Consider the following 13650-nt stretch of genomic DNA (forward strand, 5'->3'; position numbering starts at 1 on the left):
GCACCCCGCCGGCCAGGGCGAGCGCGACGAGCACGAGGTTCGCGACCGCGAGCACCGCCTCGGCGCGCAGGGTCCCGGCCACCAGCAGGGCGAGCGCGACGAAGGCGGCGGTGCCGAGCACCGCGAGCCCGGCCGCCTCGACGAGCCCGAGCGCGGTGGGCCGCCAGCCGAGCGCCACGCCGGTGACCACGAGCACCGTCCCGGACAGCAGCTGGACGCCGAGCACGGCGAGCACCTTGCCGGCCAGCAGCCCCGACCGCCCCAGCGGGGTGGTCGCCAGCAGCCGCAGCACGCCGTTGCGCCGGTCGAACGCGGTGGCGATCGCCGGTGAGGTGAAGGAGGCGGAGAGCACCGCGAACGCGAGGACCCCCGGCGCCACCACGTCGACCCGGGAGAGCCCGTGGGTGCTCAGCTCGATGGCCGTGGCCGAGGTGAGCACGACGAGGGCCACGAGCGGCAGGGCGACCGTGACCATGAGCTGCTCACCGTTGCGCAGCACGGCGGCCAGCTCGAACCTGGTCTGCGCGGCCAGCCGTCGGACCACGGATGCGGCCCCGGCGGTGCCTGCGGTCGTGGTGCCTGCCTCGGGTCCGGTCGCGCTCATCGCAGCTCCGTCCCGGTGAGCTCGAGGAACACGTCCTGCAGGGTCCGCACCCCGACGGTGAGGTCGGCCACGAGCACCCCCTCCTCGGCGAGCGCGCCGGTGATCGCGTGCACGTCGTGCGGTGTCAGGTCACCGGTGAGGGTGAGCACGCCGTCGGGTTCGACCTGCACGTCGAGCCCGGGCCGCAGCACGCGGCGCACGGCTTCCAGCGGTGCCGGCTCGCGGGTGCGCAGCCGGGTGGTCGTGTGCCGGGCCGCGGTGAGCAGCTCGCCCACGCTGCCGCGGGCCACCACGGTGCCGTGGTCGACGACGACGACGTCGTCGGCCAGGGCCTGCGCCTCGTCCATCTGGTGGGTGGTGAGCACGACGGCCACACCGCGGTCGCGCAGCTCGCGGACCAGCCCCCACACCGCGGCGCGGGCCTGCGGGTCGAGTCCCGCACCCGGTTCGTCGAGGAAGACCAGCTCGGGGTTGCCCACGAGGGCGCAGGCCAGCGCGAGGCGCTGGCGCTGCCCGCCGGAGAGCCGGCGCACGGTGGTGCGGGCGAACGCGTCGAGGCCGAGCCGGTCGCGCAGCTCGCGTACGTCACGCGGTCGGGCGTACATGGCGGCCACATGGGCCAGCACGTCACCGGCGCGCGCGGCGGTGGGCAGCCCGCCGTCCTGCAGCATGACGCCCACCCGGGACCGCAGCCGGTGGTCGTCGGGGGCGAGGCCGAGCACGCGGACGGTGCCGCCGTCGGGGCTGCGCAGCCCCTCGCAGCACTCGATGGTGCTGGTCTTGCCGGCGCCGTTGGGGCCGAGCACGGCGGTGAGCCGGCCGTGGTGCGCGGTCAGGTCCAGACCGTCGACGGCGCGTCGCGAGCCGTAGGTCTTGACGAGGCCGGTGACCTCGAGCGCTGCGGGGGTGGGCACGGACGGTGAGTCTAGGCAGGCCGGCAGGGTGCTGACGTCGACGGAAGGAAGGTGAGCCTTCCTTGTGTGAGATGATTTCGGCAACGAGGATGTTGCGTAATGGAGGCCCGAGCGGGCATCCGCGGCACCGGACGTGAACGAGGTGAGGCATGGCCACGACCACCGACGCCGACGTCGCGCCCACCGCCGCGCACGACCCGGGAACCCGTCGCCGCGTCCTCCAGCTGGTCGCGTCCGCGGGTCCGGTGAGCGCCGCCGAGCTGGCCGCCGAGCTCGAGCTGAGCGCCGCCGGGCTGCGCCGGCACCTCGCCGAGCTCGAGCAGGCCGGTCAGATCTCGGTGCATGCCGCACCCGGCGCCGGTGCGACCCGGCGCGGGCGGCCTGCCCGGCGGTACGTCGTCACCGCGCAGGGGCAGGCGGCGCTCTCGCACCGGTACGCCCAGATCGCGGTCGAGGCGCTGTCCTTCCTCGGCGCCGACGCCGGTTCCGCTGCGGTCGAGCGGTTCGCCGAGGCCCGGGCCGGACAGCTCGAGGCGCACCTGCGCCCGGCGGTCCAGGCCGCGGGCGAGGACGTCGAGCTGCGTGCCTCCGCCGTCGCCCAGGTGCTGTCCGCCGACGGCTACGCCGCCACGGCACGTCCCGTCCCCGGCAGCTCCGTGGTCCAGCTCTGCCAGGGCCACTGCCCCGTGCAGGAGGTCGCCACGGCCTTCCCGCAGCTGTGCGAGGCCGAGACCCGGGCCCTGTCCCGGGTGCTCGGCGTGCACGTGCAACGACTCGCGACGCTGGCCGGCGGGGGCCACGTCTGCACCACGAGCATCCCGCCGACCCGTCCCACGTCGTCCTCGGAAGGACAGACCCGATGAGCGCACCGACCGAGCCGTTGACCCAGGACGAGGCGATCGCCTCGATCGGCACCTACGCCTACGGCTGGCACGACAAGGACGCCGCGGGGGTGAGCGCACGCCGCGGCCTGTCCGAGGACGTCGTGCGCAACATCTCCGCGCTCAAGAACGAGCCGGAGTGGATGCTCAAGACCCGGCTCAAGGCGCTGCGGCTGTTCGACCGCAAGCCGATGCCGGCCTGGGGCGCCGACCTGTCGGGCATCGACTTCGACACGATCAAGTACTTCGTGCGCTCCACCGAGAAGCAGGCCACCAGCTGGGAGGACCTGCCCGACGACATCAAGAACACCTACGACCGGCTCGGCATCCCCGAGGCGGAGAAGCAGCGCCTGGTCGCCGGGGTGGCCGCCCAGTACGAGTCCGAGGTGGTCTACCACCAGATCCAGGAGTCGCTGGCGGCCCAGGGCGTCATCTTCGTCGACACCGACACCGGCCTGCGCGAGTACCCGGAGATCTTCGAGCAGTACTTCGGCTCGGTGGTGCCCCCGGGCGACAACAAGTTCGCCTCGCTCAACACCGCCGTGTGGTCGGGCGGCTCGTTCGTCTACGTGCCGCCGGGCGTGCACGTCGACATCCCGCTGCAGGCCTACTTCCGGATCAACACCGAGAACATGGGCCAGTTCGAGCGGACGCTGATCATCGCCGACGAGGGTTCGTACGTGCACTACGTCGAGGGCTGCACCGCGCCGATCTACAAGACCGACTCGCTGCACTCGGCCGTCGTCGAGATCGTCGTGAAGAAGAACGCCCGGGTGCGCTACACGACGATCCAGAACTGGTCGAACAACGTCTACAACCTCGTCACCAAGCGGACCACGGTGGCCGAGGGCGGCACCATGGAGTGGGTCGACGGCAACATCGGCTCCAAGGCCACGATGAAGTACCCGGCGGTCTACCTCATGGGCGAGCACGCGAGCGGTGAGACGCTGTCCATCGCGTTCGCCGGCGAGGGCCAGCACCAGGACACCGGCTCGAAGATGGTGCACGCCGCCCCGAACACGTCCAGCCACATCATCAGCAAGTCGGTGGCGCGTGGCGGCGGGCGCTGCTCCTACCGCGGGCTGGTGCAGATCCTCGAGGGTGCGCACGGCTCGAAGTCCAACGTGCTGTGCGACGCGCTGCTCGTGGACCAGATCTCGCGCTCGGACACCTACCCGTACGTCGACGTCCGCGAGGACGACGTGACGATGGGCCACGAGGCCACGGTGTCCCGCGTGAGCGAGGACCAGCTGTTCTACCTCATGTCACGCGGCATGGGGGAGCAGGAGGCGATGGCGATGATCGTGCGCGGCTTCGTCGAGCCGATCGCCCGTGAGCTGCCGATGGAGTACGCCCTCGAGCTCAACCGACTCATCGAGCTGCAGATGGAAGGGGCCGTCGGCTGATGTCGACCACCACACCCGCAGCGCTGGCGGACACCGTCGCGCTGCCCCTGGACCACTCGGGTGCCACGGCGGACGGGGCGCACAGCCACGGCGTCGTGCCGGCCGGCTCGCGCGCCGAGCGGCTCGCCTCGTTCGACCCGGACGACTTCGGCGTGCCCACCGGCCGCGAGGAGGAGTGGCGCTTCACCCCGATGGGCCGGCTCGCCCCGCTGGTGGCGGCCTCGTCCGGACGGCTCACCGGCCACGGTGTGCTCACCACGGTCGCGGCCTCCCCGGAGATCGTCGTCGAGGTGCTCGACCGCGACGACGCCCGGCTCGGCCAGGCGGGGCGTCCCGGCGACCGGGTGGCCGCCGTGGCCTGGGCCTCGTTCGAGCGGGCCACGCTCGTGCGGCTGCCGGTCGGGACCACGTCGTCGAAGGTCACCTCGGTGGTCGTCGAGGCGGTCCCCGGTGACGACGAGGCCACCGCGGCACACGTCGTGGTGCACGCCGAGGCCGGCGCCCAGGGCGTCGTGGTGCTCGACCACGTGGGCCGCGCGACCCTGGCCGAGACGGTCGAGGTGCTCGCCGACGAGGGCGCCCACCTCACTGTCGTCTCGTTGCAGGACTGGGCGCCGGGTGCGGTGCACGCCGGGTCGCACCGGGTGCGCGTGGGCAAGGACGCGACGGTGACGCACATCGCCGTCACCCTGGGCGGCGACCTCGTCCGGCTCACCCCGGACGCCGAGTTCACCGGGGAGGGCGGGTCGTTCACCGCGCTCGGGCTGTACTTCGCCGACGCCGGGCAGCACCAGGAGCACCGGCTGTTCGTCGACCACGCGGTGCCGTCGTGCCGGTCGCGCGTCACCTACAAGGGCGCGCTGCAGGGCCAGGACGCGCACACCGTGTGGGTCGGCGACGTGCTCATCCGGGCCGCCGCCGAGGGCACCGACACCTACGAGCTCAACCGCAACCTCGTGCTCACCGACGGGGCCCGGGCCGACTCGGTGCCGAACCTGGAGATCGAGACCGGTCTCATCGAGGGTGCCGGGCACGCGAGCGCCACCGGCCGCTTCGACGACGAGCAGCTGTTCTACCTGCGCAGCCGGGGCATCCCGGAGATCGACGCCCGCCGCCTCGTGGTGCTCGGCTTCTTCGCCGAGCTGCTGCACCAGATCGGCGTGCCCGAGGTCGAGGAGCGCCTGCTCGCCCAGATCGAGGCCGAGCTCGCGACGGGGGCGGCCGACGGCGCCCCGCAGGTCGAGGGGGCCGACGCGGGGGCTGCGCTGTGAGCGCCCAGCTCGCGTGCCTGACCGCGGACGTGCCGGTGGCCGGCACGCTGCGGCTCGAGCTCGACGGTGCCGACGGCCTCGTCGAGGTCGCGATCGTGCGTGACGAGGACGGCGGCTGGCACGCGCTCTCCGACATCTGCTCGCACGGCCAGGTGTCGCTGTCCGACGGCGACGTCGACGGCTGCACGGTCGAGTGCTGGTTGCACGGGTCGCGCTTCGACCTGGTGACCGGCCGGCCGCTGGCCCTGCCGGCCACCACCCCCGTGCCCGTCTACCCCGTCACCCTGGACGGCGACCGCGTGCTGGTCGACGTCGACACCCCGCTGAACGTCTGAGCCAGAGCAAGCCCGAGGAGAACGATGTCCACCCTGCAGATCCGCGACCTGCACGTCAGTGTCGAGACCAAGGAGGGCGCCAAGCCCATCCTGCGCGGTGTCGACCTCACCGTGAACAGCGGGGAGACCCACGCGATCATGGGCCCGAACGGGTCGGGGAAGTCGACCCTGGCCTACTCGATCGCCGGTCACCCCAAGTACCAGGTCACCGGTGGCTCGGTGACCCTGGACGGCCAGGACGTGCTCGCGATGACCGTCGACGAGCGGGCGCGCGCCGGGCTCTTCCTGGCGATGCAGTACCCGGTCGAGGTGCCCGGCGTCTCGGTGTCGAACTTCCTGCGCACCGCCAAGACCGCCGTGTCCGGCCAGGCGCCCGCGCTGCGCACCTGGGTGAAGGACGTGCGCGCCGCGATGGACGAGCTGCGGATGGACCCGGCCTTCGCCGAGCGCTCGGTCAACGAGGGCTTCTCCGGCGGCGAGAAGAAGCGGCACGAGATCCTCCAGATGGAGCTGCTCGCGCCCAAGTTCGCCGTGCTCGACGAGACCGACTCGGGTCTGGACGTCGACGCGCTGCGGATCGTGTCCGAGGGCGTCAACCGGGCCAAGTCGCGCACCGACGTCGGCGTGCTGCTCATCACGCACTACACGCGGATCCTGCGGTACATCCAGCCGGACTTCGTCCACGTCTTCGTCGCCGGCCGGGTCGCCGAGGAGGGTGGCCCCGAGCTGGCCGCCCGCCTGGAGGACGAGGGCTACGACCGGTTCGACCCCGCGCTGAGCGCCTGACGTGACGACCGCCGCCCGCACCGGGCTGACCGACGTCGAGCTGGCGGCGGTCCGTGCCGACTTCCCGATCCTCGACCGCACGCTGCGTGGCGGGCGCCGGCTCGTCTACCTCGACTCCGGCGCCACGGCGCAGAAGCCGCAGGTGGTCATCGACGCCGAGCAGGACTTCTACGAGCGCCGCAACGCGGCCGTGCACCGCGGCGCCCACCAGCTCGCGGAGGAGGCCACCGAGGCCTTCGAGCAGGCGCGCGCCGTGGTCGCGTCCTTCGTGGGGGCGGACACCGACGAGCTCGTCTGGACGTCGAACTCCACGTCGGCGATCAACCTCGTGGCCTACGCCCTGTCGAACGCGACCGCCGGCCGCGGGGGAGCGGCGGCCCGTCGGTTCGCCCTGGCGCCGGGTGACGAGATCTGCGTGACCGTCGCCGAGCACCACGCCAACCTCGTGCCGTGGCAGGAGCTGGCCGCCCGCACCGGTGCGGTGCTGCGCTGGATCGACGTGGACGAGCAGGGCCGGTTGCGCCTCGATCAGCTCGCCGAGCAGGTGACCGAGCGCACCAAGGTGCTCGCGTTCACCCACGCCTCGAACGTCACGGGCGCGATCACCCCGGTGGCCCCGTTCGTGGCCCGGGCACGTGAGGTCGGTGCGCTCACCGTGCTCGACGCCTCGCAGTCGGTGCCGCACCTGCCGGTCGACCTGCACGCGCTGGGGGTCGACTTCGCCGCGTTCACCGGGCACAAGATGCTCGGGCCGACGGGGGTCGGTGCGCTCTACGGGCGGCGCGAGCTGCTCGCCGACCTGCCGCCTGTGACCACCGGCGGGTCGATGGTCGAGGTCGTCACGATGGAGTCCGCTACCTACGCCCCGCCGCCGCAGCGGTTCGAGGCCGGGACGCAGATGGTCGCCCAGGCGATCGGCATGGCCGCTGCCGCCGACTACCTGTCCGAGCTGGGGATGGACGCGGTGTACGCGCACGAGAACCACCTGGCCGCTCTGCTGCTCGCCGCGGTCGAACCGATCGAGGGGGTGCGCGTCATCGGCCCGACCGACACGGTCGACCGGCTCGCGACGGTCTCGGTCGTGGTCGACGGGGTGCACGCGCACGACGTCGGCCAGGTGCTGGACGACGCGGGTGTGGCCGTGCGGGTGGGCCACCACTGCGCGCAGCCGGTGCACCGCCGGTTCGGTGCGGTGTCGACGACGCGGGCCTCCGCCTCGGTCTACACGAGCGAGCAGGACGTCGCGGCCTTCGGGGAAGCACTCGCGGGGGTCCGGGCGTTCTTCGGTGCGGAGGTGCGTTGACGATGGACGCGATGGAACAGCTGTACCAGCAGGTCATCCTCGACCACGCGCGCGCGCCGCACGGGCGTGGTCTGCCGGCGGACGCCCCGGGGACGACGGCGGTGGCGACGGTCGGGCACGACACGTGCTCCGGCCAGTCGCACCAGGTCAACACGACGTGCGGTGACGAGGTGACCCTGCGGGTGGACGTCGACCTGTCCGGGGAGCAGCCCGTGGTGCGCGACGTGCGCTGGGAGGGGTCGGGCTGCTCGATCTCGCAGGCGTCGATCTCCGTGCTGCACGACCTGGTAACCGGTGCCGACCTGGAGACGGTCGGTGCGGTCTCGACCACGTTCCGGGCGCTGCTCGGCACCCGCGGTGCGGGGTTGGACGACGAGGCCGCGGAGGACCTGCTCGGTGACGCGAACGCGTTCACCGGGGTGGGCAAGTTCCCGGCCCGGATCAAGTGCGCCCTGCTCGGCTGGGCCGCCCTCACCGATGCACTCATCCTCGCCGGCGTGCCCGGCACACCCGCGGAGGCGACCCGATGACCCAGACCCACGCGACCACCGCGGCCGATGTCGAGGAGGCGATGCGGGACGTCATCGACCCCGAGCTCGGCATCAACGTCGTCGACCTCGGCCTGGTGTACGGCGTGGTCATCGACCAGACGAGCACCGCGGTCATCGACATGACGCTCACCTCGGCGGCCTGCCCGCTCACCGACATGATCGAGGACCAGACGGCCATGGCCCTCGAGGGCCTGGTCGAGGCGTTCCGGATCAACTGGGTCTGGATGCCGCCGTGGACCCAGGAGCGGATCACCTCCGACGGGCGCGAGCAGATGCGGGCGCTGGGCTTCAACATCTGACCTCAGGCGTCACCGAGCGGGTGCGCGCGGGCACTACCGTGGCCGGATGTCATGGCTCGAGGTCCTCGGCTGGGCCGGTTCGCTGCTCGTCGTCATCTCCCTCACCCAGGCGCGGGTGCTGCGCTTCCGGGTGCTCAACCTGGCCGGCGCGGTCATCGCGACGTTCTACAACGCCTGGGTCGGCATCTGGCCGTTCGCGTTCATGAACGGTGCGATCGCCGTCATCGACGTGTACTGGCTGGTGCGCCTGCTGCGTGAGCGGCACGACGAGCGCGCCTACGAGGTGGTCGAGGTCGGCGCGCAGGACGCCTACCTGCGCCACCTGCTCGCGGTGCACGCGGCGGACATCGCGCACTACGCCCCGGGGCTGGACCTGGCCGACCCGGTGGGTCCGGACGGCGGGACGGTGCTGCTCGTGGTCCGTGGTGACGAGACGGTCGGGGTGGTGGCCGTGGCCGGCACCGGCGACGGTGACGGGCGGGTGCGGCTGGACTGGGTGACGCCGCGGTTCCGCGACTTCACGCCGGGGGAGTTCGTCTACCGCGACTCCGGGGTGTTCGCGGCGCACGGCTACCGCCGGCTGGTGTTCCCCGAGCCGGCGGCCGAGCAGCACGCCTACCTGCAGCGGGTCGGCTTCGCGCCGCAGGGGACCGTCTGGGTGCGTGCCGTCGACCAGGTGTGAGAGCGCTCCCGCTATCCTGGTGCCACGTCGTCCCGTCACGAGGACCGTGCGGGCGACGTGCCGTGCCCCCCGCACGGCCAGTCCCATGCCGACCATCCGCCGCGTCGTCGCGTGCGGGTGCCGACCTCGCCCCGCACACCGGCGGCGCAGCAGAGAGGGTGCCCCATGACCGCCTTGCTCCCCGACGGGCACACGTTCCCCGCCGACTTCCTGTGGGGCGCCGCGACCGCCGCGTACCAGATCGAGGGCGCGGTGGCCGCCGACGGGCGCACCCCGTCGATCTGGGACACCTTCGCCGCGACGCCCGGGGCGACGCTCGGCGGTGACACCGGACAGGTCGCCGCCGACCACTACCACCGCACCCAGGCCGATGTGGCGCTCATGCGTGAGCTGGGCCTGCAGGCGTACCGCATGTCGATCGCGTGGGCCCGTGTGCAGCCGACCGCCTCGGGCGAGGTCAACCCCGCCGGGCTCGCGTTCTACGACCGTCTCGTCGACGATCTGCTCGCCGCCGGCATCAAGCCCGCCGTCACGCTCTACCACTGGGACCTGCCGCAGTGGGCGCAGGACCTCGGCGGCTGGCCGGCACGGGACACCGCATCCCGGTTCGCGGACTACACCGAGCACGTCGTGCGCGCGCTCGGTGACCGGGTGCACCTGTGGACCACGCTCAACGAGCCCTGGTGCGCCGCCTACCTCGGCTACGCCTCCGGCGTGCACGCCCCCGGGATCACCGATGCGGGCGCGGCGCTGGCCGCCGTGCACCACCTCAACCTGGCGCACGGCCTGGCCGGGCGCGTGGTGCGCGACGTGCTCGGCCCGGAGGCCCCGCTGTCCGTGACGCTCAACCTGCACGTCGTGCGCGCCGCCTCGCAGCAGCCCGCCGACCTGGAGGCCAAGGCCCGGATCGACGCCATCGGCAACGAGGTGTTCCTCGGCCCGATGCTCGAGGGGCGCTACCCCGAGCGGGTCATCGCGGACACCGCCGCCGCGAGCGACTGGTCCTTCGTGCACGACGGCGACCTGGAGACCATCGCCGTGCCGCTCACCGTGCTCGGCGTCAACTACTACTCGACGAACCTCGTGCAGGCCGGCACCCCGCCGGTCGGCGACGGGACGCCCGGGCCGGACGGTCACCGCTCCTCGGAGCACACCCCGTGGGTCGGGGCCGACCACGTCGAGTTCCTCGCCCAGCCCGGCCCGTCCACCGCGATGGGCTGGAACATCGAGCCGCAGGGCCTCGTCGACCTGCTCACGCAGCTGCACACGCGGTACCCGACGCTGCCGCTCATGGTGACCGAGAACGGCGCCGCCTTCGCCGACGAGATCGCTCCCGACGGTGCCGTGCACGACGAGCGCCGGGTCGCCTACCTGCGGGACCACATCGACGCCGTGTGGCAGGCCCGGGCCGCCGGGGCGGACGTGCGCGGCTACTTCCTGTGGTCGCTCATGGACAACTTCGAGTGGGCCTACGGGTACGACCGGCGGTTCGGCATGGTCTACGTCGACTACGCGACCCTGGAGCGGACCGTCAAGGACTCCGGGCACTGGTACGCCGCGCTCATCGCCGCCCAGGAGGCCGCGCACCGCTGAGGCCGCCGCTGCGGCCGCCGTCGAGGTCACCACGTGCCGCCGCGCCTCGTCCGGGGCGCGGCGGTACGCGCGGCACACTTGTCCGGTGAGCACCGACGGGGTCCGGACCAGGCTGTGGCGTTCAGGACGGCTGGAGTCCGAGGGGTTCGACCTGGCCGACGTGTCGGACGTCCTCGCCCAGCCTGAGGTGCTCGTCTGGGTGGACCTGTGCCGCCCGGACCACAGGCTGCTGCAGACCCTGGCCGACGAGCTGGGCTTCGCACCGCAGGCGGTCGAGGACGCGATCGCCGCAGCCGAACGCCCCAAGGCCACTCGCAGCCCCGGGCACACGCTCATCATCAGCTACGCGACCCGGCTCGAGGAGCGGCCCGACGCCCCGGTGAACGCCTCGCGGCTGCGCACCACGAAGATCTCGGCCTTCGTGCTGCCCAACGGCCTGGTCACCGTGCGCTCGGACGACGACTTCGACATGGACGAGGTGGTCGCGCGCTGGGACGACGCCCCCCAGCTGCTCACGCACGGTCCGGCGGCCCTCCTGTACGGGCTGCTCGACACGGTCGTCGACGGGCACTTCGCGACGGTGCAGCAGCTCGACGACGCGATCGAGGAGCTCGAGGACGGCCTGTTCGACGGCGACGCGGCGTCCCAGACCACCCAGCGGGCCTCCTTCCGGGTGCGCAAGGAGCTCGTCGAGCTGCGTCGCGTCGTGCTGCCGATGCGCGAGGTGGTCGCCCTCGTGCTGCGGCACCGCGCCGAGCTCACGAGCACCGGCTCGCTCGACCTGGACGGGTGGTACGCGGACCTGTACGACCACGTGCTGCGCGTGGCCGAGTGGACCGAGTCGCTGCGCGACATGGTCACCACGATCTTCGAGACGAACCTCGCGCTGGCCGACGCCCGGCTCAACACGATCATGAAGAAGCTCACGTCGTGGGCCGCGATCGTCGCGGTGCCGACCGCCATCACCGGGTGGTTCGGCCAGAACGTGCCGTACGCGGGTTTCGGCCGGCCGCTCGGCGTGTGGCTGGCCGGCGGCTCGATCGTCGTGCTGGTCGCGGCGCTCTACGTCGCCTTCAAACGGCGCGACTGGCTCTGAGCGGACCCCCGCGCGGACGCGTGCGGCACGCGGCCACGTAGACTGGGGCCCGCTTGTGCGCCGGGCGGTGCCCCGCGCAGCGTCTTCGGAGGAAACCCAGTGATCAGCGTTCACGACGTGGAGCTGCGCGTCGGTGCACGCGTGCTGCTCGAGCCGACCTCGTTCCAGGTCATCGCAGGCGACCGGATCGGCCTGGTCGGTCGCAACGGCGCCGGCAAGACCACCCTCACCAAGGTGCTCGCCGGTCAGGGGCAGCCCACGGCAGGGCGCGTCACGCACGGTGGTGACGTCGGCTACCTGCCGCAGGACCCTCGCTCGGGCGACCTGTCGGTGCTCGCGCTCGACCGGGTCCTCTCGGCCCGCGGCCTGGACGAGATCGTGCGCGCCATGCGCGACACCGAAGGCTCGATGGCCAGCGCGGACGACGAGACCCGGGACGCCGCCATGGAGCGGTACGGGCGCCTCGAGGCCAGGTTCACCGCGGCCGGCGGGTACGCCGCCGAGAGCGAGGCGCACCGGATCGCCGCCAACCTCGCGCTGGACGACCGGGTGCTCTCCCAGGAGATCGGCACGCTGTCCGGTGGGCAGCGCCGCCGCGTCGAGCTCGCCCGGATCCTGTTCTCCGGTGCCGACACGCTGCTGCTCGACGAGCCGACCAACCACCTGGACGCCGACTCGATCAGCTGGCTGCGGGACTACCTGCGCGTCTACACCGGCGGCCTCGTGGTCATCAGCCACGACGTCGAGCTGCTGCGGGCCGTGGTCAACAAGGTCTTCCACCTGGACGCGAACCGCTCGGTCATCGACCAGTACAACCTCGGCTGGGATGCGTACCTGCAGGCGCGCGAGACCGACGAGAAGCGCCGCCGCCGTGAGCGGGCCAACGCCGAGAAGAAGGCCTCGGCCCTGCTCGCCCAGGCGGACAAGATGCGGGCCAAGGCCACCAAGGCGGTTGCGGCGCAGAACATGGCCAAGCGCGCCGAGCGGATGCTCTCCGGGCTGGAGGCCTCCCGCACCGCGGACAAGGTGGCGCACCTGCGGTTCCCCGACCCGGCACCGTGCGGGCGCACCCCGCTCACCGCGTCCGGGCTGTCGAAGTCCTACGGCTCGACCGAGGTGTTCACCGATGTCGACCTGGCGATCGACCGCGGCAGCAAGGTCGTCGTGCTCGGTCTCAACGGCGCCGGCAAGACCACGCTGCTGCGGTTGCTGGCCGGGCTGGAGCCGGCGGACACCGGTGAGGTGCACCCGGGGCACGGCCTCAAGCTGGGCTACTACGCCCAGGAGCACGAGACGCTCGACCTGACCCGCACCGTCGTGGAGAACCTGCGCACCGCGGCCCCGAACCTCACCGACACGCAGGTGCGCTCGGTCCTCGGCTCGTTCCTGTTCTCCGGCGAGGACGCCGACAAGCCGGCCGGGGTGCTCTCCGGCGGCGAGAAGACCCGGTTGGCCCTGGCGACCCTCGTGGTCTCCAGCGCCAACGTGCTGCTGCTCGACGAGCCGACCAACAACCTCGACCCGGCCAGCCGTGAGGAGATCCTGGCGGCGCTGCGCGGGTTCACCGGTGCCGTGGTGCTGGTCAGCCACGACGAGGGCGCCGTCTCGGCGCTGGACCCTGAGCGCGTCCTGCTGCTGCCGGACGGGGCCGAGGACCTGTGGAACGCCGACTACCTCGACCTGGTGACCCTGGCCTGACCGGGGTCCGCGGTGCCGTCCGTCTGGTCGCGTCCCGCGTCGGGCTCGGGGTCGTCCCGTTCCGATCGCTGAGGGGTCGGCTCGCCGTCCTGTGACGTGAGCTGGGCATCGATGAGCGCGTCCTCGTCGAGCTCGTCCCGGCCGGCGCGCCGCACCGGGGGCGGCGGTGCCGTGCGCTGCGGGTCGAGCCACTCGCGCCGGGCCGCCCAGCCGAAGCCCCCGATCGCCATC

14 protein-coding genes and 1 pseudogene are annotated in these 13650 nt (G+C 72.7%); 12 read left to right on the plus strand and 3 right to left on the minus strand.

Features of this window, described 5'->3' with window-relative positions:
- Together F2B26_RS09920 and F2B26_RS09925 are read right to left on the minus strand one after the other, a co-directional pair.
- Positions 1–604, minus strand: a 604-nt coding sequence (locus tag F2B26_RS09920) for an ABC transporter permease (RefSeq protein WP_159808878.1), incomplete at its 3' end; no start/stop codon positions are given.
- Positions 601–1518, minus strand: coding sequence for an ABC transporter ATP-binding protein (locus tag F2B26_RS09925; protein WP_159808879.1), 918 nt, complete (start codon positions 1516–1518; stop codon positions 601–603). The genes F2B26_RS09925 and F2B26_RS09920, both read right to left, overlap by 4 nt.
- Positions 1519–1667: 149 nt before the next feature.
- On the opposite strand from F2B26_RS09925, the gene F2B26_RS09930 reads away from it, so the two are divergent.
- From F2B26_RS09930 to F2B26_RS09985, 12 genes are all read left to right on the plus strand, one after another.
- Positions 1668–2381: a helix-turn-helix transcriptional regulator gene (locus F2B26_RS09930; protein WP_159808881.1), complete on the plus strand. Its 714-nt coding sequence runs from the start codon at positions 1668–1670 to the stop codon at positions 2379–2381.
- A complete protein-coding gene (sufB, locus tag F2B26_RS09935; RefSeq protein WP_159808883.1) occupies positions 2378–3805 on the plus strand; it encodes a Fe-S cluster assembly protein SufB in 1428 nt (475 codons plus the stop codon). The genes F2B26_RS09930 and sufB overlap by 4 nt, the downstream gene beginning before the upstream one ends.
- On the plus strand, positions 3805–5076 hold the full coding sequence (sufD, locus tag F2B26_RS09940; RefSeq protein WP_159808885.1) for a Fe-S cluster assembly protein SufD: 1272 nt from the start codon (positions 3805–3807) through the stop codon (positions 5074–5076). Before sufB ends, sufD begins: the two co-directional genes overlap by 1 nt.
- A complete protein-coding gene (locus F2B26_RS09945; protein ID WP_159808887.1) occupies positions 5073–5411 on the plus strand; it encodes a non-heme iron oxygenase ferredoxin subunit in 339 nt (112 codons plus the stop codon). The genes sufD and F2B26_RS09945 overlap by 4 nt, the downstream gene beginning before the upstream one ends.
- A 24-nt stretch (positions 5412–5435) precedes the next feature.
- Positions 5436–6197, plus strand: coding sequence for a Fe-S cluster assembly ATPase SufC (gene sufC / locus F2B26_RS09950; protein WP_159808889.1), 762 nt, complete (start codon positions 5436–5438; stop codon positions 6195–6197).
- A gap of 1 nt (position 6198) precedes the next feature.
- A complete protein-coding gene (locus F2B26_RS09955; RefSeq protein WP_159808891.1) occupies positions 6199–7500 on the plus strand; it encodes a SufS family cysteine desulfurase in 1302 nt (433 codons plus the stop codon).
- 2 nt (positions 7501–7502) lie between these two features.
- A complete protein-coding gene (gene sufU, locus F2B26_RS09960; protein ID WP_235929595.1) occupies positions 7503–8030 on the plus strand; it encodes a Fe-S cluster assembly sulfur transfer protein SufU in 528 nt (175 codons plus the stop codon).
- Positions 8027–8350 (plus strand): metal-sulfur cluster assembly factor, encoded by a 324-nt coding sequence (locus F2B26_RS09965; RefSeq protein WP_159808893.1) that lies wholly within the window; start codon positions 8027–8029, stop codon positions 8348–8350. The genes sufU and F2B26_RS09965 overlap by 4 nt, the downstream gene beginning before the upstream one ends.
- A gap of 46 nt (positions 8351–8396) precedes the next feature.
- Positions 8397–9032 carry a YgjV family protein gene (locus F2B26_RS09970; RefSeq protein ID WP_159808895.1) on the plus strand — a complete coding sequence of 212 codons (636 nt, stop codon included), beginning with the start codon at positions 8397–8399 and terminating at the stop codon, positions 9030–9032.
- A gap of 165 nt (positions 9033–9197) precedes the next feature.
- Positions 9198–10625: a GH1 family beta-glucosidase gene (locus F2B26_RS09975; RefSeq protein WP_159808897.1), complete on the plus strand. Its 1428-nt coding sequence runs from the start codon at positions 9198–9200 to the stop codon at positions 10623–10625.
- Positions 10626–10710: 85 nt separating this feature from the next.
- Complete coding sequence (locus tag F2B26_RS09980) at positions 10711–11721, plus strand: magnesium transporter CorA family protein (protein ID WP_159808899.1); 1011 nt, start codon at positions 10711–10713, stop codon at positions 11719–11721.
- A 99-nt stretch (positions 11722–11820) separates the two neighbouring features.
- The gene (locus F2B26_RS09985; protein ID WP_159808901.1) at positions 11821–13419 is read left to right on the plus strand and encodes an ABC-F family ATP-binding cassette domain-containing protein; all 1599 of its coding nucleotides are present in this window, start codon (positions 11821–11823) and stop codon (positions 13417–13419) included.
- Here the strand turns inward: F2B26_RS09985 and F2B26_RS09990 are convergent.
- Positions 13392–13650, minus strand: a pseudogene (locus tag F2B26_RS09990) (hypothetical protein); the annotation flags it as partial. The gene F2B26_RS09985 and the pseudogene F2B26_RS09990 overlap by 28 nt on opposite strands.

Source organism: Cellulomonas citrea (genome assembly GCF_009829685.1).
Taxonomy (GTDB): domain Bacteria; phylum Actinomycetota; class Actinomycetes; order Actinomycetales; family Cellulomonadaceae; genus Cellulomonas; species Cellulomonas citrea.